The 22,695-nt window shown below is 37.1% G+C and carries 19 protein-coding genes; 8 read left to right on the forward strand and 11 right to left on the reverse strand.

Annotation, left to right across the window (positions count from 1 at the left end):
- The first annotated feature begins 31 nt into the window (after positions 1-31).
- The 5 genes from R2R71_RS16265 (at position 32) to R2R71_RS16285 (ending at position 6,582) form a co-directional block, all read left to right on the forward strand.
- Positions 32-841 carry an alpha/beta hydrolase gene (locus R2R71_RS16265; protein WP_316832334.1) on the forward strand — a complete coding sequence of 270 codons (810 nt, stop codon included), beginning with the start codon at positions 32-34 and terminating at the stop codon, positions 839-841.
- Between the two features lie 316 nt (positions 842-1,157).
- Positions 1,158-2,963 carry a translational GTPase TypA gene (gene typA / locus R2R71_RS16270; protein WP_316832335.1) on the forward strand — a complete coding sequence of 602 codons (1,806 nt, stop codon included), beginning with the start codon at positions 1,158-1,160 and terminating at the stop codon, positions 2,961-2,963.
- Between the two features lie 266 nt (positions 2,964-3,229).
- A complete protein-coding gene (locus R2R71_RS16275; RefSeq protein WP_316832336.1) occupies positions 3,230-4,162 on the forward strand; it encodes a lysophospholipid acyltransferase family protein in 933 nt (310 codons plus the stop codon).
- A 63-nt stretch (positions 4,163-4,225) separates the two neighbouring features.
- Positions 4,226-5,410 (forward strand): serine hydrolase, encoded by a 1,185-nt coding sequence (locus R2R71_RS16280; protein WP_316832337.1) that lies wholly within the window; start codon positions 4,226-4,228, stop codon positions 5,408-5,410.
- A 128-nt stretch (positions 5,411-5,538) separates the two neighbouring features.
- Positions 5,539-6,582 (forward strand): hypothetical protein, encoded by a 1,044-nt coding sequence (locus R2R71_RS16285; protein WP_316832338.1) that lies wholly within the window; start codon positions 5,539-5,541, stop codon positions 6,580-6,582.
- 65 nt (positions 6,583-6,647) lie between these two features.
- On the opposite strand, the gene R2R71_RS16290 is transcribed toward R2R71_RS16285, so the two are convergent.
- From R2R71_RS16290 to R2R71_RS16300, 3 genes are all read right to left on the reverse strand, one after another.
- On the reverse strand, positions 6,648-7,208 hold the full coding sequence (locus R2R71_RS16290) for a type 1 glutamine amidotransferase domain-containing protein (RefSeq protein WP_316832339.1): 561 nt from the start codon (positions 7,206-7,208) through the stop codon (positions 6,648-6,650).
- A gap of 297 nt (positions 7,209-7,505) precedes the next feature.
- Positions 7,506-8,252: a glycosyltransferase family 2 protein gene (locus R2R71_RS16295; protein ID WP_316832340.1), complete on the reverse strand. Its 747-nt coding sequence runs from the start codon at positions 8,250-8,252 to the stop codon at positions 7,506-7,508.
- 90 nt (positions 8,253-8,342) lie between these two features.
- On the reverse strand, positions 8,343-9,614 hold the full coding sequence (locus R2R71_RS16300) for a glycosyltransferase (RefSeq protein ID WP_316832341.1): 1,272 nt from the start codon (positions 9,612-9,614) through the stop codon (positions 8,343-8,345).
- Between the two features lie 182 nt (positions 9,615-9,796).
- On the opposite strand from R2R71_RS16300, the gene R2R71_RS16305 reads away from it, so the two are divergent.
- The 3 genes from R2R71_RS16305 to R2R71_RS16315 all read left to right on the forward strand — a co-directional run bounded on the left by R2R71_RS16305 (position 9,797) and on the right by R2R71_RS16315 (position 15,425).
- Positions 9,797-12,988 carry a S41 family peptidase gene (locus R2R71_RS16305; RefSeq protein ID WP_316832342.1) on the forward strand — a complete coding sequence of 1,064 codons (3,192 nt, stop codon included), beginning with the start codon at positions 9,797-9,799 and terminating at the stop codon, positions 12,986-12,988.
- Positions 12,989-13,115: 127 nt separating this feature from the next.
- Positions 13,116-13,865 carry a class I SAM-dependent methyltransferase gene (locus tag R2R71_RS16310; protein ID WP_316832343.1) on the forward strand — a complete coding sequence of 250 codons (750 nt, stop codon included), beginning with the start codon at positions 13,116-13,118 and terminating at the stop codon, positions 13,863-13,865.
- A 6-nt stretch (positions 13,866-13,871) separates the two neighbouring features.
- Positions 13,872-15,425: a rhomboid family intramembrane serine protease gene (locus tag R2R71_RS16315; RefSeq protein ID WP_316832344.1), complete on the forward strand. Its 1,554-nt coding sequence runs from the start codon at positions 13,872-13,874 to the stop codon at positions 15,423-15,425.
- On the opposite strand, the gene R2R71_RS16320 is transcribed toward R2R71_RS16315, so the two are convergent.
- The 8 genes from R2R71_RS16320 to upp all read right to left on the reverse strand — a co-directional run bounded on the left by R2R71_RS16320 (position 15,426) and on the right by upp (position 22,688).
- Complete coding sequence (locus R2R71_RS16320) at positions 15,426-16,877, reverse strand: alpha-L-fucosidase (RefSeq protein ID WP_316832345.1); 1,452 nt, start codon at positions 16,875-16,877, stop codon at positions 15,426-15,428.
- Positions 16,878-16,939: 62 nt separating this feature from the next.
- Entirely contained in the window at positions 16,940-17,842 is a 903-nt protein-coding gene (locus R2R71_RS16325; protein WP_316832346.1) for a sugar transferase, read from the reverse strand.
- Between the two features lie 147 nt (positions 17,843-17,989).
- Complete coding sequence (locus tag R2R71_RS16330; protein WP_316832347.1) at positions 17,990-18,751, reverse strand: class I SAM-dependent methyltransferase; 762 nt, start codon at positions 18,749-18,751, stop codon at positions 17,990-17,992.
- A gap of 19 nt (positions 18,752-18,770) precedes the next feature.
- Entirely contained in the window at positions 18,771-19,418 is a 648-nt protein-coding gene (locus R2R71_RS16335) for an FkbM family methyltransferase (protein ID WP_316832348.1), read from the reverse strand.
- A complete protein-coding gene (locus R2R71_RS16340; RefSeq protein ID WP_316832349.1) occupies positions 19,415-20,740 on the reverse strand; it encodes a flippase in 1,326 nt (441 codons plus the stop codon). Before R2R71_RS16340 ends, R2R71_RS16335 begins: the two co-directional genes overlap by 4 nt.
- A 19-nt stretch (positions 20,741-20,759) precedes the next feature.
- Positions 20,760-21,284, reverse strand: coding sequence for a DinB family protein (locus tag R2R71_RS16345; protein ID WP_316832350.1), 525 nt, complete (start codon positions 21,282-21,284; stop codon positions 20,760-20,762).
- A 12-nt stretch (positions 21,285-21,296) separates the two neighbouring features.
- Positions 21,297-21,995 (reverse strand): YjjG family noncanonical pyrimidine nucleotidase, encoded by a 699-nt coding sequence (locus R2R71_RS16350; RefSeq protein ID WP_316832653.1) that lies wholly within the window; start codon positions 21,993-21,995, stop codon positions 21,297-21,299.
- 48 nt (positions 21,996-22,043) lie between these two features.
- Positions 22,044-22,688, reverse strand: a complete 645-nt coding sequence (upp, locus tag R2R71_RS16355; RefSeq protein ID WP_316832351.1) for a uracil phosphoribosyltransferase — start codon at positions 22,686-22,688, stop codon at positions 22,044-22,046.
- Positions 22,689-22,695: the final 7 nt, after the last annotated feature.

Here is a 22,695-nt window from a genome sequence, read left to right on the forward strand (position 1 = left end):
GCGTTGCCAGGTGATAGGGGATTTGAATATTATGTACACAACAATTTTATCAGTAAAAGTTAATACCAGTAATTTTAAGATACCATCTGCTTATTTGAAGCATGAGGTTGAAATAGATATTTATGCACCCGAGGGTATATTGGGTAATGAAAAAATAGAGCTTCTTTTATTAAACGATGGCCAGGATGTGGCTAAGATGGATTTTGTTAAAATCCTGCAAAATGCACACCACAATAAAAGAAACCACAGGTTAATTGTAATTGCCATTAGGGCATCGGCAGATCGCTTGATGGAATATGGTGTTGCAGGAGTACCTGATTTTAAAGGTCGTGGGGCCAAGGCTAATTTATATTCTGATTTCGTAATTAAAGAGCTTTTACCTTTTGTTAAAAAGAAAATTTGGATGCCTGTGTCTGGTAAAGTTGCATTTGGCGGTTTCTCTTTGGGCGGTTTATCTGCTTTTGATATTGCCTGGAATAATCCTTCTGTTTTTGATGCGATTGGCGTTTTCTCAGGCGCTTTCTGGTGGCGTAAAAAAGATCTAACGGAAGGCTATACCGATGCCGACAGGATTATGCACGCCATGATTGAGGCTTCATCTACAAAGAGGGATATGAAATTCTGGTTGATGACCGGTACCGACGATGAAAAGGCTGACCGGAATAAAAACTTTATTATCGATTCTATTGATGATACAATTGATGTGGTAAAGGCACTCCTGAAAAAAGGTTATAAGCGACCTGAAAATATTTTCTATTATGAAAAAGTGGGCGGCAAACATGATGTGTCAACCTGGGAGAATGTTATGCCTGCATTTTTAGATTGGGCTTTTGAGGTTTAATATAATCTTAAAAACACATCCTCTTTTTAGCATTTTTATTTGTTTCTCCGGAAATTTAATTTGAATGTTAAGTAGTCCAATTTGTTCTTATAAACTTATCATAGCTCAGGCAATATATTTAATCAAATAACTGAACAAAGTAAAAGGGGCATAATTTCTAATGATATCACTCTTTTAACGAACTAATGCAGTCAGTGATCCCTTTTCTAGTTAAAAATGAGATAATTGCAACATTATCATAGCATTAAATAGTTGACTATATAGTAGAAAATCAATTTTTAAACACTATCTTTGCGCCAAATTTGAGGCGCATTTTATGCAAAAGATTAGAAATATAGCTATTATAGCACACGTTGACCACGGTAAAACCACGTTGGTTGATAAGATTTTACACTCTTGTTCTATTTTTCGTGACAACGAACAAACAGGAGAGTTGATATTGGATAACAACGATTTAGAGCGTGAGCGTGGCATCACCATCGTATCTAAAAACGTATCTGTTCAATACAAAGACGTAAAAATTAACATTATCGATACACCTGGTCACGCGGATTTCGGCGGTGAGGTAGAGCGTGTTTTGAAAATGGCCGATGGTGTACTTTTACTTTGCGATGCTTTTGAAGGTGCAATGCCTCAAACACGTTTCGTAACACAAAAAGCTTTAGCATTAGGTTTAAAACCAATTGTGGTTGTAAACAAAGTTGATAAAGAAAACTGCCGCCCTGAAGAGGTTTATGAGCAAATTTTCGAATTGTTCTTTAACCTTGAAGCAACTGAAGAGCAATTGGATTTCCCGGTTATTTACGGTTCATCAAAACAAGGATGGATGAGTACTGACTGGCAAAAACCAACAACAGATATTTTTGCTTTGTTAGATGCTGTGGTAGAGAATATTCCTGCTGCACCAATTAACGAAGGTACTTTACAAATGCAGATCACTTCGTTGGATTATTCATCTTTCGTAGGTCGTATTGCAATTGGCCGTGTTCACCGTGGTACAATTAAAGAAAACCAACCGGTTACTTTAATCAAACGCGATGGCAAAATTGTTAAATCAAGAGTAAAAGAACTTTATACTTTCGAAGGTTTAGGTAAAGTAAAAACTACTGAAGTAAGCTCTGGCGATATTTGTGCCGTTGTAGGTATTGATGGTTTTGATATTGGCGATACCATTGCTGATTTCGAAAATCCGGAACAATTACCAGTAATCAGCATTGATGAGCCAACAATGAACATGTTGTTCACCATCAATAACTCTCCATTCTTTGGTAAAGAGGGTAAATTGGTAACTTCTCAGCGTATTAAAGACCGTTTAATTAAAGAAATGGAGAAAAACTTGGCGTTGAAAGTTGTTGAAACTGCCTCTCCAGATTCATGGTTAGTATATGGTCGTGGTATTCTCCATTTATCAGTATTAATCGAAACTATGCGTCGTGAAGGTTATGAATTACAGGTTGGACAACCACAGGTAATTGTTAAAGAAATCGACGGTAAAAAACATGAGCCTGTTGAAACTTTAATCGTTGATGTTCCTGCTGAAGTTTCTGGTAAAGTAATTGAATTGGTAACGCAACGTAAAGGTGAGTTATTGATAATGGAGCCAAAAGGCGATTTACAACACTTAGAATTCGAAATTCCTTCTCGTGGTATTATCGGTTTACGTAACAACGTATTAACAGCAACTGCTGGTGAGGCGATTATGGCACACCGTTTCAAAGCTTACGAGCCTTGGAAAGGTACAATTCCTGGTCGTTTGAATGGTGTATTAATCTCTATGGATAAAGGTACTACTACCGCTTATTCAATTGATAAATTACAAGATAGAGGCCGTTTCTTTGTTGATCCGGGTGTAGATATTTACGAAGGACAAATTTTAGGTGAGCACATCCGTGATAACGACTTGGTAATTAATGTTGTTAAAGGTAAAGCACTAACCAATATGCGTGCATCAGGTACTGATGATAACACACGTATTGCACCAGCTATTAAATTCTCTTTAGAGGAATCGATGGAATATATCCAGGCTGATGAATACATTGAAGTTACACCAGCAAGTATGCGTTTACGTAAAATTTTCTTAACTGAACAAGAGCGTAAAGTTAAAGGAAAGCAATTTGCTTAATCGCTAAATCCCTAATCGGGAATTTAAAATATAGAAAGCCTCCTTATAAAGGGGGCTTTTTTTGTTGGCTCGGGCCTGTAATTTAAGGTACCTGGGGTAGTCAAATTTTTGCTTATGATACTTTTGTAGCTCAAAAAAAATTAATCAATCGATTGATTTTTTGTCAGGTGTTTTTCATAAAACTTCCGGGAATAGAAAACTAACAATTACGTGGCAATTCCTTTTTGGGATGAATCTAAATTTGTATTGTTAAACTAATCAACCCTATGATTAATAAGATCTTATCTCGAATCGGGATTTTTTTATTAAATGCACTTTCTCTTTTACCACTATTTCTACTATATAGATTAGCTGATACTTTTTATTTATTGATTTTTTACGTGTTCAAATATCGTAGAAAAGTGGTTAAGGAGAATTTATATAATGCCCTGCCTGATAAGTCATCTAAAGAGCTTAATGCAATAGAAAAAGAATACTATAAATTTTTGTCATCGCTTTTTGTAGAGGTAATAAAGATGAAAAGCATCTCAAAAGCGCAATTAAATAAACGTGTAAAATTTAAGAACAAAGATTTGGTTGAAGCTTATTTGCAGAATAATGAAAGCGTGCTCTTTTGCTCATCACATTATGGCAATTACGAGTGGGTCTGTATGGCAATCGGCTTAAATTTCTCTGGTCAGCATTATCCTATTTACAAGCCATTGAGCAGCGAATTGTTCGACAACTGGTTTCTTAACATGAGGAGCAAATTTGGCAACAATATGGTTTCCATGCGCCAAACGTTAAGGGCTGTACAGGCAAGTAAAAATGCCGCAAGCATGTTTACATTTGGCAGCGATCAGGCGCCATCAAGAGAAGAATCTAACTACTGGACAAATTTTTTACATCAGGAAACTTCTGTTCAGCTAGGTGTAGAGAAGATCGCCAGAAAAACTAACCGTCCTGTATTTTATTTAAAGATAAATTATTTAAAAAGAGGCTACTATGAGGTTGATTGTGTGCCGATTTGTCTTAATCCTAAAGAAACAGCGGAGTTTGAAATAACCGAACTTCACACCCGGTTTTTAGAAGACATGATTAATGAGCAGCCAGCCTACTGGCTTTGGAGCCACCGAAGGTGGAAATACAAACCTGAAGTAAAGCTACCTAAAGTTGATTTAAGCGACTTAAATAATGAATCGCTCCTCAGTCATTCATAAGCCACATAAATCTCTTGAGTTAAATCAGGTTTAAGAATTATATTTACGGTTAAAAGGCTCCTGATGAAAGTTTTTAAAAGAATATTTTTAACTGGAATTATCTTCATTTTAATTACTGGAGCTGCGTTATTCATCTGGCATCCTTATTTGATGAGGGTTTTAAGATATCGAACGCCCGATGCAGAAACATACAAGGCTTTTCCACAGGCCGTTGTACACAAAAGTGATAGTGCATTCCATTTTGTTCGTCCTGTTAAGATGCGGAATGATATTGATACCCTTCAGGTGATGGATGGAAACAATACAGCTATTCCTTTTAATAAATATTTTGAAAACGGGAAGCTCAAAGCATTTCTTGTAATAAGGAACGATAGTGTTTTATACGAGAAATACAGCAAAGGTTATAGCGACAGCACTTTAACTACAATTTTTTCAGGTGCCAAAAGCATGGTTTCCATTATGCTGGGGAGGGCACTTGCCGATGGAAAAATTAAAAATCTGAATGATAAAGTGACGCAGTATATTCCTGAACTAAGGGCAAATGCCGCTTTTAAGGATATAAGGATCAAACATCTTTTAGATATGAAATCAGGGTTGGAATTTCAGGATGCATTGGGCGGGGTAGTAAAGGCTTTTTTTTCTGACGAGGCTAAATATTATTATACACACGATATGAAAGCGGAGCTGAAAGAGGTTAAGCTCGTTAATAAACCCGGAACAGTGTGGAAATATAAAAGTATTGACCCAATTTTACTGGGATGGGTTTTGGAAAGGGCTACAGGCAAAACAATAACACAGTATTTTGAAGAAAATATCTGGCAGAAAATTGGCTCGGCATACAACGCAAGCTGGGGTTTGGATCATCCTGATGGTTTAGCCAACACCGCAAGCCGGTTTCAGGTAACAGCCATCGATCTGGCAAAAATTGGCAGGTTATATTTACAAAAAGGTAAATTTAACGCTATCCAGGTTCTCCCTGAAAATTGGGTGAATCAATCGGTAAGCATTGGAAACGAAAAACCTGCATCAGCAAAAGGCTGGCAGCAATCAGCCCACCATTATTTATGGTGGATTCCGCAGCAAGGCGATAAAGGTGATTATGCCGTTGAAGGGATGCTTGGACAAAGGCTTTACGTTGACCCTGTAACGAATACCATTATCGTGCAGTTTGCTACACACGGTGCCGGCAATTATCCATACCGGAAAATAAGCAGGTATTTAGCAGGTTTACCCTTTAACTATCCATAACTAAAATATTAACCACCAAGTGAAAAATTTTAATAAGAAAATTAAAGTTATACCGTTTACTTTGTTCGTTTTGCGCTCAGTTTAAAAATCTTTGCTGTTAAATTTTTAAAACATTACATTGCTTCATCATGGAAAACAGTGATGTAAAAATTTCGAAAAAGAAGCCGATTTTTCCGGTTACGCCTGCCTTACAGAAATACCTCCGCCTTTACCAGCGCGAGGCAAGACTGCCAATTTCTTATAACGATTTGATGCAGTTTAACGAGGCCTTTCCACTAATGGATAAATTTGGTAAAGATTCGCTTTGGGAAGGACCAATTTATGCCCAGGATTTAATTGAAAACCTGCATAATGGCTTAAAAGAAATCTATGCTAATTTAAAAGCTTCAGGAAATCTGCGGATTGTTGAACATAAATACATCGATAAAATAGAGTATTGCACATTTGGTAATACCCATCCTTTCCGAATCAGAATCGTAAACCGGTTAAATGATGTTTACGATTATTTCTATATTAAAAAAGCTGATGCCTCACGGATTTACGGACTTGAACTGGAAGAAATTTTATCGCCCAACCAGGTAAATTATTTAGTGGATGGCGATACACTTGTAGAAGAACACATAGCTGGTATTCCGGGTGATGTTTTTACCAAAGGGCAACTTTACTCGCCTGAGTTTAACCCAACACGAATTGCAAAAGAGTTTGTAAAGTTTAATGAGCGCTGTTTAATTATGCTTTTGGGCGATATGCGGGCGTATAATTTTGTTGTTCAGATTACGCCCGATTTCGATGATATTCAGTTCAGGATAAGGGCCATAGATTTCGATCAGCAGTTTTATGAAGGAAATCTTAAAGTTTATCTGCCCCAGTTTTTTAAAGAGAACTTACCTTATGTAAAAATGAGTATGGAGCAACTTACTGAAAAAACGGTTTTGCAATACCAGCAGGAAGAGCGTTCGTCAATCGTTCATAGGGTCAGAAGTGAACGCCATAGGCTTACCGATTTGAGGGACGTATCGAATACGGATGCTTTAACTACACCCGAAAATATCGAATTACTTAAACAATCCATGTCAGATTATTTTAAAGACCAGAATTATCTGAGCTGCAAAACAATGACTGATATCATTGAGCTGAATATTAAAAACATAATCAGGCAGGTTAAGCTGTAATAAAAACGGCCGGTTTATCAGAACCAGCCGCCTTTTGAGTAATTTAGGAGAGCGCTCAAAGCGTTTTAGGCATGTTGCCCCTCATGTACACCTTCTGCAAATTCCTCCACTATTTTATCGTTAAATGCAGGTAAATCTTTCGGTGTACGACTCGTTACCAGACCCTGATCTACCACAACCTCCTCATCAAACCAATCAGCCCCAGCGTTAATCAAATCCTGCGATATATTTTTTACAGATGTAAGTTTTCTGCCCTTAACAACATCAGCATTTATTAAGGTTTGTGGGCCATGGCATATTGCTGCTACAGGTTTTCCAGCCTCGAAAAATGCTTTTACAAAAGAAATTGCTTCCTCATTTACTCGTAAATGATCGGGATTAAGCACGCCGCCAGGCAAAACCAAACCGTTATAATCATCGACATTTGCTTCTGCTATTGTTTTGTCAACCTGTACTTCAATAGACCAGTGGTCGTGGTTCCAGGCTTTAATTTTACCACTTTTTGATGAGATGATGTGGACCGTTGCTCCCTCTTCTTTTAACCTTTTTACCGGCTCTGTTAATTCTACTTCTTCAAATCCGCTTTCTGAAAGCACGGCAATATTGCGGTTACTTAATTGTCCCATAATCTTTTCTGTTTTTAATAAGTATATATTAAAGACAGTAGTTATGGGAAATTTGTTTTTGGAAAATTGTATTGGCCCCTGATTTTAGTCATTCAGAGGCACGAAGAATCTCTGGGCGATGAATGCTAAATCTTAAAATAATACAGTACAAGTATTTTGGAAAGGGGTTAATAACTGCGAATTCTTCACCTCGTCAGAATGACAATCAAGATGCTGGAAAGTATTAGCTTAGCTTCAGCACTAAAGTAATTTGCCCGTAATTCTAAAAGAATTACGGGCAAATTACTATCGCATTTCCTAGTCATTAGTTCTTCTATTCTTGAGGAAGTAAAATGTTAGGTTACCCGCAATCACAAAATGATTAAGAATATTTGGTATTAACCCATAATATTTAGTGAAAATATGAAATCTCTCTTTTAAGCTTTCACGATGTTTTTTCTTGCTCATACCGCCAACAAGGTATTTTGCTACATAACGGTGAACGTTTACAATGTTTGATGACTTTTTAGCAGCCTTTATAATCCAATCGATATCCGAACTGTATTTGTATTTTAAATTATAAGGAACAATGATGCTTCTTTTAATATATATGGCCTGGTGGCTAATGCTCATGCCGAAACGGAAGCTTCGCCAGTTAAATTCCTCAGGAGCCTCATGGCGTCTTCTACCTAAACTTTCCCAGTTGTCGTTATACATTTCTGTTTCACCGTAGTAAATATCTGCGCCTTCGGCTGATGCAAAAACATCTTCAACAGTATGTTCATCATAGATTTCATCACCAGAATTCATAAACAACACATAATCGCCCGTAGCTAAGTCCAGGCCTTTATTCATAGCATCGTAAATCCCTTTATCGGGTTCTGAAATAATTTTGCTGATAGATGATGAATAACTATTCACAATAGCCAGGGTGCCATCTGTTGATTGACCATCGATAATGATATATTCTATACTTTTATAAGTTTGATTTAAAACAGATTTTATCGTTCGCTCGATATCGCGAACATTATTATACACAATTGTGATTACAGTTAATTTAGGCAAGGTTAGCTATTTTTGGGTTACTGTAAATTTAATAAAGATTGGTTGTATTTTGGTACTTAGCCCGGAAAATGAAATTTCGTAAACACAAATTTATTTTGGCTGCAAATCAATAAGTGTTTCGTAAAGGTGAATGTGCTCTGCAGCGATAACTTCTTCTGAGAAATCGGTTAAAATACCTAAACGTGCTGCTTTATGTAATTCTTCTTTATTTGGGCGATGGTAAAGCCATTCAATGCCATTGGCAAGGTCGGCAGCATTTTTATATTCTGCTAAGTAACCGTTTTTATGGTGTTTAACCATATCCGGAATCCCACCGGTGGTAAAGGCAATTACAGGTGTAGCACAGGCAAGGCTCTCCATTACTGTATTAGGCAGGTTATCTTCTAATGATGGCGTAATAAAAGCATCGGCTGCAGAATAACATTTTGCCAGATGTTCATCTTTATTAATCGTGCCCAGAAAAGTCGTTTTGAATGGGAATTCCGGCATTTCAGCATTTTCTTTGTTCCCGAAAATAACCAGCTCTATTTTCGATTTATCAATACCTTTACGCTTCGATAAAATTTCAAGTGCTTCAATAAGGTATGGTGTTCCCTTATGCTTATCGTTCTTTGATGGCATAAATCCGCTCATTAATACGAATTTTTCAGGGTCAATTTTCAGGACTTTTTTTGCCTCTGCTTTAACATAAGGTTTAAAGATATTCGTTTCGATAGTATTTGGAATAACCGTTGTGCTGCGGGTGCCCAGTAAACTGCTGAATTTAACTGAAGCGGCCATCCAGTTACTTGGTGCTACGATATGGAAATTTAATTCGCTGTAAGCTTTTTGTTTTCGTAGCCAGGTTTTGTTCGAGATATCGTTTTTACCACTAATTTTTAAGATCGGGCAGTTACCGCATTGCTGGTGAAAGTTTTCGCAGCCATAGCGTACATGGCAGCCGCCTGTAAAAGCATTGCTGTCGTGGAAAGTCCAAACTATAGGTTTTTCAAGTTCATCAAGCTCTGCTAAAAATTTCGGTGTTAAAAAACCATGATTAACCCAGTGCAAATGAATTATATCTGCACTTTTAACATCGGGATGGTTCTTTATCGAACGTCCGAACCATTGCAGGCTAAATGGTGTTTTTACCGATTTGCTTAACAATTTGGCATAATATCTTTCTGAAAGAATATTGTAAACGGCTTTAGCTTTTTGGAAAGGCGACTTGCTGAAGGTATCAATTTTTGGGTTTTGCCCGAACTTGTAATACACCAAAACTTTCGAATCAATACCGCTGGCTTTTAAAGCATCACTCAGGCGTAAACAGGCTCTCCCTGCTCCACCGTTTCCATCATACGTATTTAGGTGTAAAATCTTCAAATCAGTTCAAAAATACATTTTATTGTTTACGAATATAAAATCTGTTGTGTAATTTCATCCTAATATTTTATTGCATTTTATTGAAGGATGGAGCCTTTGATGATTAAAATAATTATTAAGAAAAATTAATGATTATTTTAATCATTTCGGGTTCAGCTTTCCAAAGCCAAACAAACAAAATCATGATTAAAACCCTGTTAAAATCGCTCGCGGCAATAGCATTTTTGTTGCCTATTAACTCCTTTGCACAAGGTCAGACCTATTTTGCTGCTTATCCTGCTTTAACGCCCGATGCGCAAACAATAGTATTCAGTTACGATGGCGATATCTGGAAAGTTCCTGTTAAAGGTGGGCTTGCATCGAGAATTACGGCCATGCAGGGCGAAGAAATTAATCCAAAAGTATCACCTGATGGTAAATGGCTGGCTTTCTCATCTAATCAGTTTGGTAATTACGATGTGTATATCATGCCAATGGCTGGAGGTGATATTAAACAATTAACTTTTAATGATGCATCTGACGAAGTTGATAACTGGAGCTGGGACTCGAAAACCATTTATTTTACCTCGGGAAGATTTAATTCTTTTTCGAGCTATAAAGTTGGTATAAACGGCGGAACGGCAGTACGTTTGTTTGAAAACTATTTTAATACAACCCATCATATTGCAGAGGCGCCTGATGGAGAATTATTCTTTAGCGACACCTGGGAAAGCTATCGTTTTGCAAACAGAAAGCATTATAAAGGGGCTTATAATCCCGATATACAGTCGTATAATCCTAAAACAAAGGCGTATAAACAATATACTAACTACATTGGTAAGGATTTCTGGACAAGTGTAGATTCGAAAGGTAATATCTTTTTTGTTTCAGATGAAGCAAATGATGAATATAACTTATACACTTTTACAGGAGGCAAGAAAACTGGACTGACTAATTTTGATTCATCCATAAAGCGCCCGTTTGTTGCCGCAAATGGAGCAACGGTAGTTTTCGAAAAAGATTATCAGCTTTACACTTATGATGTAGCAACAAAGAAAGCTGAAAAAGTAAACATCAGTACCTCAAGAAACCAAGTTTTAACAAAAGCTCAGGAATATGATGTTAAGGGAAATATTTCGGCTTTTGACGTAGCGCCTGATGGTAAAAAAATTGCCTTTATTTCGCGGGGTGAACTGTTTGTGAGCGATGCCGACGGTAAATTTATCCGTAAAATTACCAACAGTGGCGAGCGGGCAATGCAATGTAAATGGCTTGCAGATAATAAAACTATTTTGTTTTGCCAAACCTGGAACGGTTATCAAAACTGGTTTACCATTACCGGAGACGGAAAAGGAACAATTAAACAACTTACTAAGGATAAAGCTAACGACAGGGATATTACGCTAAATAAAAGCCGTACTATGGGCGTTTATTTAAGTGGTAGAAATGAACTTAAACTTATCGATTTAAAAACATTTGAAAGCAAAACGCTGGTAACGGATGAGTTTTGGGCAATTCAGAATTCCACTCCAAATTTTTCTCCTAATGATGAGTATGTGCTATTTACTGCCTACAGGAATTTTGAACAAGACATTCTTGTTCACAGCATCAAGGGTAATAAAACAATCAATTTAACCAATACAGGTGTAACTGAAACTGCGCCGGCATGGTCGCCAGATGGAAAATACATTTACTTTACGAGCGCCCGTACGGAGCCGTTTTATCCTTCAGGAAGCGAAAATGTTCACATCTATCGTATGGCACTGAATAACTACGATGCACCTTACCGTTCAGATAAATTTGATGATTTGTTTAAGGAAACTGCTCCTGAACCAAAAGATGTAAAACCTGCGGTTGTTGATAAGAAAAGTGCAAAAGCGGCTGATACCACCAAAAAGAAAGCAGATGCTAAACCTACGCCGAAACCTGCGAGCGTGATTACCATCAATACGCAGGATATTCTGGATCGTGTTGAACTGGTGAGCCCAGGTTTTGGAAGCCAGTTCGGTACCGATGTTTTTGCAAAAGGAGATAAAACCTACGTTTTCTATTCTTCTAATCACGAGGGAGGAAAAAGCGCACTTTATCGCACAACAATAGAACCTTTTGAAGCAAATAAAACGGAGAAAGTTAGCGATGGCGGTGATTACAGCATAATTCAAGTAGGTGAGAAGTATTTTACACTAACCGCTGGCGTAATCGGAAAGTATAATCTCGATGGAAATAAGCTTGATAAAATTGACCATGCATACAAATTTGCAAGGAATTTAAATGCAGAATTTAACCAGATGTTCTACGAAACATGGGTTGGCCTTGATGAGAATTTCTATGATGAAAATTTCCACGGTGTGGATTGGGAAAAAATGAAAACCCGTTATGCTGCATACCTTCCTTATGTAAACAACAGAAGTGATTTAAGGATTTTATTAAATGATATGCTTGGCGAGTTGAATTCTTCGCACATGGGCTTTAACAGCTTTGGTGCTGAAGAGCGCAAAAATCTAAATTACATTACCAATCAAACAGGAATTATGTTTGATAATGAAAATCCCTATAAAGTTGAAAGATTAATAGCGAAAGGCAGTGCTTCGTTCAATGGTGTAAATATTCAGCCCGGCGATATTTTAAAAGCCGTAAATGGTATACAGGTAGATGATCAGGTAGATCGTGATTTTTACTTTAGCAAACCATCGTTGGATAAGGAAATGACTTTAACCTTATCTCGCGGAGGCAAGGAAATCTTTGTAAACATTCACCCTCAAAATTCGAACTCGTTAAGAAATAATCTGTATGATGAATGGATTGCTAAAAACCGTCAGAATGTGAATAAATGGGGGAACAACCGCATTGCATATTCTTACATGAAAAATATGGGTTCTGGCGAGCTTGAGCGTTTTATGCTCGATATGGTAGAACAGGAAGAAAATAAGGATGCTATCATCTTAGATTTACGCTATAATACCGGTGGAAATGTTCATGACGCAGTATTGAAATTCCTATCACAACGCCCGTATTTAAAATGGAAATACCGTGGTGGTAAAATGGCTCCTCAAAGCAATTTCGGCCCGGCCGTAAAACCGATTGTTTTATTGGTTAATGAACAGTCGTTAAGCGATGCCGAAATGACCGCTGCAGGATTTAAACAACTAAAACTTGGGAAAATTATCGGTACTGAAACTTATCGATGGATTATTTTTACTTCTGCCAAAGGTTTGGTAGATGGTTCTTCGTATCGTTTACCATCATGGGGTTGTTATACCATGGACGGAAAAAACATCGAGAAAGAAGGTGTAAAACCAGATATTTTCGTTAAAAATACATTTGAAGACCGGCTTGCTGACAAAGATCCACAATTGGAAAAAGCAGTTGCCGAAATTTTGAAAGATTTGAAATAAGCTAATTGCTCAATTGTTTGAACTGGTTAATTGTTGATGTAATCTCCACATTCACAATTAACCAATTTATCATTTTTACAGTTAACCAAATTTTCCGTTTCTTTGAGCTTTGGAATCAAATTAAAACATGGCAAATTTATTAACCGACAGGGCTTTTTGGGTAAATTATTGGGAAAGTAAAAAAGGACTTGCTGTTCAACTGCCATCAAACTACCTGTTTCATCGCCAGCTGGCGGATATTATCGAAAAAAATAAAGTTAAAAATGCAATTGAACTGGGTGGTTTCCCGGGCTATTATGCTGTTTTTTTAAAAAAATATTTCAAAATTGATGTCACGCTGCTTGATTATTTTGTTCATCCGCCAGTAGTTAAAGAACTTCTGGAAAAAAATGATTTAACTGAAAAAGATATTAATATTATTGAAACAGATTTGTTTAATTACCAACCAGCACAGCAATATGATTTGGTATTGAGCTGCGGTTTAATTGAGCATTTTAACGATACTGCTGATATTATTAACCGCCACATTGCATTTGTAAAACCTGGTGGAACACTGTTTATTACTTTGCCGAATTTCAAGGCTTTTAATGGCTGGTTCCAGAAAAACTTTGATAAAGAGAATTACGATAAGCATAACATTGATAGCATGAATCCGGATTTGCTAAAATCAATTTGCGAAAAAGCAGGTTTGAAGGATGTAAAATCAGGTTATTTTGGGAAATTCAGCGTCTGGTTAGAAAATGAGTCACAGAAATCTGCTGGTGTAAAGCTGTTTAAGAAATTAATATGGTTAAGCGGAAAGGTTTTTACAAAAATTATCCCGTTCGAAAGTCAAAGTTTATCACCTTATATTATATTAGAGGCTAAGAAAATTTAACGCTCTATGTCTATAAGTTGGGGTTACTCACCCAAAGTTGAACAGTTCATCCCATTGGCCGATTTTCCGGTTGATAAATACCTGATTATTGCAAGACAAGCCATCGAAAACCTCGGCTGGAACTTAAGTCATGTATCCGAAACAGGTGTAATCGCTTACACGCCGATATCATTTCAATCCTACAGTGAAGAAATTTCAATTCGCATTCATGGCAATTTTGCCATTGTTAAAAGTGAATGTGTAGGCATACAGATGTGGTTTAATGATTATGGGAAAAACAATCAGAATCTTGAAAAATTTTTTCATGAGTTCGAATATGTGCAGTTTCAGCTAAAGGATGTCTGGGAAGAAAGCCTGGTAAAATTCCACGAGTTTGCCGAGACACAGGATGTTGATTATTTTGAAAAGGCACCACTGGCAGCAAAGAATAAAATAAAAAATATACTTTATGTTTTTTTACCTCAAAAAGGATATTTCGTAGCACCTGTCCTGGTAATTATCAATATTCTATACTGGTTTTTTAAAAAGATAATTACCGTTATTTACGCCGGGTTTCTTTATCAACAGGCATTAAAAACCAATTCCAGGGAAAGCTTCATTTATAAAATGGATGAATTGCTGTTGACTTTTGGGGTAAACAACAGGCATTTGGTTTTGGATGGGCAGGTATGGCGTTTAATTGCACATCAGTTTGTACATTACTCTTTTGTGCATTTATTTTTTAACATGTATGCGCTGGTGTATATCGGTTTAATGATTGAAAATAAACTGGGGTGGAAAAAATTTCTATTCATTTACCTCTTCAGTGGAATTTGCGGCGGCTTAACAAGTTTGTTGTTTCACGAGGAAGGTGTTATGATGGGCGCATCAGGAGCAATTATGGGGTTATTCGGCGCATTTTTAGCTTTGTTGCTTAATAAATCATTTGAAAAGAATGCTACTAAATCTTTATTAATTAGTACCGCAATAGCGACTGCGATTATTTTATTCAATGGTGCTGTCTCAAAGCGAACGGACAATGCTGCACATATGGGCGGTATTATTTCTGGTTTTATGCTTTGTTATATTTTAATCGCTGATTTCAACTTTGAGCCATTTAAAAAACCAATATTTAAATATGGTTTTTCCGTATTGCTGATTTTAATATATAGCGTAACAATATTCCTTACCACACCCAATTACCAAACGGAAAAATATAAGCGGTTAAAGTATGACTTTAGTAAGAACCTGTTAAATTTTAATAATGTTTTATACCTTAAAATTGATTTAACAAAAAGTGAAAAAATTAGTCAGATTGAGGAATACGGAATTAAAGAAGGGCAAAAAAATATTGAGATAATAAAAAAAATGCAGCCTTTAAACCTCAAAGCGATTGATGCCTACGATAGAAAAATGAAGACCCAAATTGCAGAAAAGTCTCTTAGTGTGGCAAAACTAATGCGAAGAGATATTCATGCCGATAGTCTTACGAAATACAGTAAACAAACCACCAGGGAAATTGAAGCGCTTTTATTGTTAACCTATAAGTTAAGGGATAGCATGAATAATGCAATCAGATAATTAACCGGTTTTCTTATAAATTCCAAATTCGCTTAAGGTAACACAAACTGGCGATTTGGTGATGTTTAACCTTAATTTTGATGTAGTTACTGGTTCGTCAAGTTTGATTAACCTCTTTGCTCCAATACTGGTTCCGTCGTAAATTTTTTTCCAGGTATTATTTTCGAAAACTTCGATGTTATATTCCTCAATTCTTTGGCCCAAAGGGATGTATTCCTGTAAGCTAATAATATCAAAAGTTTTTGGCGATTTTAAATCGATTACCAAGTTGGCTGTATGTATCTTGTCGGCAGTTGCCCAATAGCTTTTGTTGTTTTGATCTAAAAGGTTAATTGCATTGAAACTTTTGCCACGGCTATTACTTGTCGTAATCTGAGCGCCTTTAGCCAGGTTATTTGCAAAAGTGTGTTTAACCATATCGCCAAAGGTTTTTAAGGCTTCCACATCATCATCATGAAGTTGCCCACGGGTGTCGGGAGCTAATCCGAGGTCTAAACCAGCTCCATGCCCCACGCTTTTTAGGTAAAGATCAAATAAATATTCCGGTGTTTTAGGTTTTTCTGAAGGGTGATAAAACCAGCCTTTTCTTAAAGGTACATCACATTCGGCCGGCATCCAGAATTTACCATTCCGAATACCTGTCGGGCTTTGCGGGTAATTTGCCTGGCCGGGAACAGCCACATTTTTTCCTTCAGGGGGTAGTGGTGTGAAAGTTGCCCAGCTGGTTTCTCCGGCAAAACCATCTTCGTTACCAACCCAACGGATATCTAAACCAATATCGCTGAAAATATTAGCCATAGGCTGCATTTTTCTTGTGATAGCCCAGGTATTATTCCAATCATAATAGGTTGTGTTGTCAATAGAGCGTTTTTCTTTGGCGCCACCATAGTAACCATCGCCACCATTTGCACCATCGTGCCAGCTCATAAAAAGCGCACCATAGTTACTGTAAAGTTCTTTAAGTTGTGCCTGGTAAATGGCCAGGTATTCTGGTGTGCCATATTTAGCATTGTTTCTATCCCAAGGCGAACAATAAACCCCAAACTTTAAACCATTTCTTCGTGCAGCCTGTTCAACTTCTTTAACCAGGTCTCCCTGGCCATTTCTAAACGGGCTTTTCGTAATGTTGTATGCTGTTGTTTTTGTTGGCCATAGTGCAAAGCCATCGTGGTGCTTGGCAACCAGAATTATACCTTTCAAACCTCCGGCTTTTGCAACTTTAATAATTTGTTCGGCGTTAAAATCTGATGGATTAAAAGATTTAGGATCAGCATCACCAAATCCCCATTCCTTATTTTCGAAGGTGGTTGGTGTAAAATGAATTAATCCATATACTTCTGTATCATGCCAGGCTAACTGTCTTGCCGATGGTACAGCTCCATAAGGCTTTGGAGCGGTTTGAGCATAAGCAAACGAAGAAATGAAAAAAAATGCAGCAAGAACAAACTTCATATTTAAATTATTTGGTAATCTAAAGTACAAAGAAAACAGATTTTAAAATTAAATCATTTTAGCTATTTATTCAGTTTTTCTATCAGGAATCGCTTAAGCCGATCCCAGAGGTTTCCTTTTCTGTTGGTGAGAAAATTTTTCACAATTTGATAAACCTGTGGATTTTCCTCAATCACCTTCGGAAATTCAGTTATTGGTTTTGGATTAATGATGACGTTGTAGATGTCGTTTATGCCGGAATGGACACCGGTTCCATCATGACCAATGTTGTTTACCAGCGACTGCGATGGATTGAGCGTTAAACCACCTTTCAAAAAAATAGATGCATACCAGCGTATTGCCCAACTGTTGTTTTTCCCGTTTTTGAATTCCATCATTTGTTTCCAGAAATTCATTGTGCCATCAATAGCAAAAGCAGCCTTTTTCTTATTGTCGAACTGATTTAAAAGGGTATCGATATTTGGCTCGAAATGGTTCCATGCCCTATCCCAGGTGGCCCATCCCCAGCTTGTTGCAGCCCTGTAAAAAAATGACTGCGGGAGGTTTTCAGCTTTTAAGGGATACATGTATGCTCCGATATGCATCACCTTTGGTTCATTCTGATAGTAATTTAAGCCTTCATTGAAATAGGTTAATGTATGTGGCGAGGTTACTAAATCATCTTCAAAAACGATAACCCTGCCATAATCTTTTATCAGTTGGGTAACACCGGCAATAACTGAATTTGCAAGCCCGGCATTTTCCAATCGCTCGATTACTTTAACGGATTTAAAGCCTTCTGTTTTGTTTATTATTGACCGTACCTCAGCAACTTTTGCTTCATCTTGTTGCGTTTTAGCTCCATCAGAAAAAATATATAACCTGCTTTCTGCCGCCAGTTCGTTTTGTTGTAAAAACTTTAAAGTACGCTCGGTATGCTGCGGGCGGTTATAAACGAAAAGTGCTATTGGAGCAAGGTTTTGCATAATGTCGTATTACTAATAAAAGATGTAGTGGCGTTAAGAATTAGATTGCTTCATCGTACCTCCTCGCAATGATGTATCTTTTATTGTCATTGCGAACCGAAGCCTTTGGAAGGTGTGGAATGGGTGAAGCAATCCCATTTTAGTAATTTAAAATATTTGTAAGTTAGAATCTGATTTTCTGGTTAAAACGGTATAAGCGTTGGCAAATTGCTCCTGTTTTTTTCTTCCCAGAAGATTTCCCAATGTTTTTTTTATTCGATATTCCAGCTCGATTTTTAGGTTTTTACTGAAAGTTTTAGGTGCTTTTTTATTAACAAACTCATTAAATTTAACTGTTTCAGTTGCGGTCATTGAAACTTTATCTTCTAAAATCTCCAGTCCCTCGCTTTGCAACAGAAATCTTAACGATGTAGGCGTATACATATTTATATGGCCGTAATCTAAGAAGTGCTTCATTCGGGTGTCAACGCCAAAACGGTAATCTTTAGGAACCTCAACTACAATGTATTTTGCAACCCTTTTTAATTCCCGAAGTAAAATGCGTTCGTGTTCTACGTGTTCAAGCACATGGGCTAAAATCACCAAATCAAAAGTATCATCCTCATAAGGGATTTTGTAGCCATCAAAAGTTTGTACTTCCTTTAAAAGTGTAAGTTTGCGATCCTTTATAATATCAACACCACTCTGGGCAATTTCCAAAGCGTAAAATTCCGGTGCAAAGTGCCAGTCGTTAAGAAAATGCAGAATGCTTCCGTCGCCTGCACCAACCTCTAAAACCTTTTTTGGCTTTATTTCTTTGCAAACATCAACAATATTCTGTGCTTTATATTTAGCGCCAAGCATGCGCCAGGCCACATCACTATTGGTATAAAAGTTATCGTAGGCTGTTTTTACTTCTTCGCTAATCATAGGTTGTAAATTCTGAAGGTTAAATGCCTAAACAGTTTTCCGATTTGTAAAATACTGAGGTTGCTTTCTCATAAAACAAGCCTGGAGAAATACCACTGAAACTAATTTCTTTAAAACCTTGCGCTTTCAATAGGGCCCTGGCTGGTTGGTAAACTTCACGTTCACTATCATCTAAAACCAAAACGCCATTTGCTGTTAAGGCTGCAACACTATATTTACAACAGTTCACCCTGTCGCGGCCGTCCACAATAATAATGTCGAATTTCTTGTCAAGCAAGGTAGCCTTTTTTGCGTATTCGCCATCTCGTTCCAGGTTGCAGAAAATCATTTCTGCATTTGCCGGACTGCTGTTTTTTACATTGTCGAACCAACCCTTATCGTGCTCAACAGAAGTGACAGATCCTGCTCTTTCCGCATAAAAAATGGTTGAACTTCCGGAGCCATACTCGAAAATATGCTGTGTTTTATTTATCCTTTCTTTGATAAAATCGATAAAGGAATAGGTTACCCATGGAAGCGCTTTACCTTGCCCGTCTACTGCCTGTTTTTTGTCGAAGGCAGTGAACCAGCCAATGCTGTTAAGGTAGCCTTTATGTCCGTATGATAATAATGCCTTAAGCCTGTTTGGCTTGGCAATTAGGTTTGTTAATGCTTTTAGAGTACTCAACGTTTAAATATTTTTTGAAATGCCGTGATCAAAAATAATGATTTTAACATCATTATACCTTGTTGGCGAAGTTTAGGAATAAATAGTACAAAGAATGCAGAAACAAAGTATGCTATAACTGTTGCAATAGCTGTCCCCATCATCCCCATTTTAGGAATTAAAATAATATTTAGAATAATGTTTACGATTGCTCCTAACCCAGTTCTTATGAATGATAAGTGGCCAAAATTTTCGGCGATCAAAAATTGACCGCTAGCGACACCAAGAAAGACAAAAATTGAACCCCAAACATGAACAGATAGAACTTTCGCTGCAGCAATATACTCAGGTTTATAGAGTTTGTAAATAAGGGGTGAAGCAAAGGTTATAAATAAAGCAAAGCTTAAACTTAGCCAAACCATTAAGTCGTAGAGATTCTGCAATCGTTTCTGGTATCGCTCTTTATCATCTCTTCTGGCATTCAAAATAGCGGGGAATAATGATGATACAATCGCAATAGGAACAAAATTTAAAGCTTCACTAAACATAACAACTGTATTATATGCTCCCGCTTCTGCAATTCCATGTTCGCCTAATATCTGTTTAAGCATAATTTGATCCACTCGCATGTATATGGAGACCATTATTCCGGAAACGATAAGTGGCCATGAGAGTGAAAGTAATTTTTTTGACAATTTCCAATCACATGTCCATGCCAAAATGCTTCTTCCTTTTTGATTGTAAGAAATGACATAACCAATTGATAATAAAACTGTATCAAATAGGTAGGCGAAGAAAAATAATGTGAGGTTTGAGTGCGTGAGAATTAAACAAACTTTTATCGCTGCGGAAACAAGATTGCCAATTATTTGAACCTGCATTATATATTTTGATTTAACCTCTGATTGAAAGTATGAATCAATCACGGTGAAGGATTGAAAAATCCCCATAAAGGATAAAAGAAATATATACCCAAATTTGATTCCTTCGAGCGGATAAATTGACCAGGAAATATATATAAGTGGAATACAGATTAGACCTGCAATTGATTTCATTGAAAAAGCAGAACCAAGAATACTATCTCTTCTTTCCGGGAACTGATGAAGCTCCTTTACGATAAACTGATCAAGCCCAAGACCAGCTAAAGCTGCAAAAAGAAATACATATGATACAGATGTCGTTAAAATCCCATTTCCATAACTGAGAAGATAATTGGCTACTGCAATACTACTAAGCATTTTAATTGCTAAACTTCCAACTTTACCAATTAAAAGCATACCGGTATTTTTAAAATACTTCTTTAGTGCTTCCTCATCAAAACCTTTTATGGTGGGTAATTTCATTAACGCAAAGATGTAAAATTTAAATGCTTTGCTGAAAACTCTTTTCTATGCGTACCAGCTGCTTTATGTGATGCTTTAAATGTACTTCGATAAACCTTAACCATTGCTTTGCGTTTAAGTAACCCAATCGCGGATGTTTGGTTTTGCTGGTCACTTTAGCATCTTTAATTAAAGGATAAGCCTCTTCCAATGCTTCTTCGAATTCGAGGATAAAATCCATCGCATCGGTTTTGCTTATTTTTTTCACCCTTGAGGCCAGTCTTTTCGGAACTTTATATTTTTGTGCTGGAGGAAGGGCGCCGAAAAACAAAATCAGTTTTACGGCAAAATGTGTAGGTTGGTTTTCGCCTTTGTCCTTTGCTGCATTTTCCAGTGCAATTAAAGAAAGCAGGCTTGAATCAAAAATATGCGAATAAACTTCGCTGTAGCTCCAGCCTTGTATGGGAGGTACCAATTGAAAAACATCATCAGCATAAGAAGAAAGTTTTGCTTTATAAGCATCAACAATCTGGTGTATGGATCTTTTAACTTTGCTGGTGTTCATTTTGCCGAAAGTTTAAAATAAAGTTAATAATTCTTCCAGGTGAATGATTTCCTTTTTAATTTCCTCGGGTTTTTCTTTTTTCATCGGATTAAAAAAGATGGCGTCCATACCAAAATTCATCGCACCATAAATGTCGGCTTCTAAACTGTCGCCGATCATTATACTTTCTTCTTTTAGTGCCCTGGCTTTATCCAGTGCATACTCGAAAATGATCGGGTTTGGCTTGTTTACCCCTACATCTTCCGAAATGATAACATTATTGAAATATGGATTTAATCCCGAAAGGTTCATTTTAGTAAGCGTAGTTTCTTTGAAACCGTTGGAAATAATATGGAGTGTATATTTTTCTTTTAGATAACCCAGTACGTTTTCTGCACCTTCAAAAAGATTGGTTTTGGTTGGTGAGATATTAACATAGTCATTTTCAAACTGCTGCGGAACAGCATCGGGATGAATGCCCATTTGAATAAAGGTTTTTCTAAATCGTTCCGATCGCAGAAAATCCTTGGTGATTTTGCCTAAATGATAATCCGCCCATAGTTGATGGTTGTTCTCCGTATATGTGGCGATAAAATCTGCGCAAGAATTTAGTCCAAGCTTATTCAGGTTATAAGTATTATAGAGTTCCTGTAAAGTTTCTTCTGCATTTCGGTCAAAATCCCAGATGGTATGATCCAGGTCGAAAAAGATGTGTTTTTTGTCGTTCAAAATCTAAATTTTCTATGGTAGGATATGAGCTGTTAAATCTTAAGGTCTCAGTTATACTTTTTCTCCGTAAGCTAAATCTCCTGCATCACCCAAGCCCGGCACGATATAAGATTTACTGGTCATTTCTTCATCAATTGCGCCAAGCCATAATTTGGCCTTAGGTAAGTTGGCTTTTACATGCGCAACACCTTCTGTGCTTGCTATTGCAGCTACAATATGCAGTTCTGAGATTTTATACCGGTTAATTAATTCTTTGCAGCACATTACTATACTTTGGCCGGTAGCTAACATCGGATCGGCCATAATTAAAACCCTGCCTTCCAAATCGGGAGTAGAAATGTAATCCATCTGGATAACGAAATCACCACTTTTTTTCACTTTCCGGTAAGCGGAAATAAAACAGCATTCGGCCTTGTCGAAAATATTGAGCAGGCCTTGTTGTAATGGTAATCCGGCACGGAGAATAGTTGCTAGCACTGGTTGTTGTTCCAGAAAATCACATTGGGAAGTACCGAGTGGTGTAATTACTTCTTTTGTGGTAAATTTTAGGGTTTTACTAATCTCATAAGCAAAAAACTCGCCGAGGCGTTCAAGGTTTTTTCTGAAGCGCATGGAGTCTTTCTGGATGTTTTCATCGCGAAGTTCGGCGATGAAGGTATTGGCAATAGATTTTGTTTTGCTTAAGTCGAATGTCATAATGTTC

This window comes from Pedobacter aquatilis, assembly GCF_032678405.1.
GTDB lineage: Bacteria > Bacteroidota > Bacteroidia > Sphingobacteriales > Sphingobacteriaceae > Pedobacter > Pedobacter aquatilis_A.

Coding starts and splice junctions, on each gene's coding strand:
- R2R71_RS16290 (WP_316832339.1), bottom strand. CDS start 7,208: ATGGGACAATTAAGTAACCGCAATATTGCCGTGCTTTCAGAAAGCGGA.
- R2R71_RS16340 (WP_316832349.1), bottom strand. CDS start 20,740: ATGAAATTACCCACCATAAAAGGTTTTGATGAGGAAGCACTAAAGAAG.
- R2R71_RS16275 (WP_316832336.1), top strand. CDS start 3,230: ATGATTAATAAGATCTTATCTCGAATCGGGATTTTTTTATTAAATGCA.
- R2R71_RS16265 (WP_316832334.1), top strand. CDS start 32: ATGTACACAACAATTTTATCAGTAAAAGTTAATACCAGTAATTTTAAG.
- R2R71_RS16285 (WP_316832338.1), top strand. CDS start 5,539: ATGGAAAACAGTGATGTAAAAATTTCGAAAAAGAAGCCGATTTTTCCG.
- R2R71_RS16345 (WP_316832350.1), bottom strand. CDS start 21,284: ATGAACACCAGCAAAGTTAAAAGATCCATACACCAGATTGTTGATGCT.
- R2R71_RS16315 (WP_316832344.1), top strand. CDS start 13,872: ATGTCTATAAGTTGGGGTTACTCACCCAAAGTTGAACAGTTCATCCCA.
- R2R71_RS16330 (WP_316832347.1), bottom strand. CDS start 18,751: ATGATTAGCGAAGAAGTAAAAACAGCCTACGATAACTTTTATACCAAT.
- R2R71_RS16325 (WP_316832346.1), bottom strand. CDS start 17,842: ATGCAAAACCTTGCTCCAATAGCACTTTTCGTTTATAACCGCCCGCAG.
- R2R71_RS16320 (WP_316832345.1), bottom strand. CDS start 16,877: ATGAAGTTTGTTCTTGCTGCATTTTTTTTCATTTCTTCGTTTGCTTAT.
- R2R71_RS16280 (WP_316832337.1), top strand. CDS start 4,226: ATGAAAGTTTTTAAAAGAATATTTTTAACTGGAATTATCTTCATTTTA.
- R2R71_RS16310 (WP_316832343.1), top strand. CDS start 13,116: ATGGCAAATTTATTAACCGACAGGGCTTTTTGGGTAAATTATTGGGAA.
- R2R71_RS16305 (WP_316832342.1), top strand. CDS start 9,797: ATGATTAAAACCCTGTTAAAATCGCTCGCGGCAATAGCATTTTTGTTG.
- typA (WP_316832335.1), top strand. CDS start 1,158: ATGCAAAAGATTAGAAATATAGCTATTATAGCACACGTTGACCACGGT.
- upp (WP_316832351.1), bottom strand. CDS start 22,688: ATGACATTCGACTTAAGCAAAACAAAATCTATTGCCAATACCTTCATC.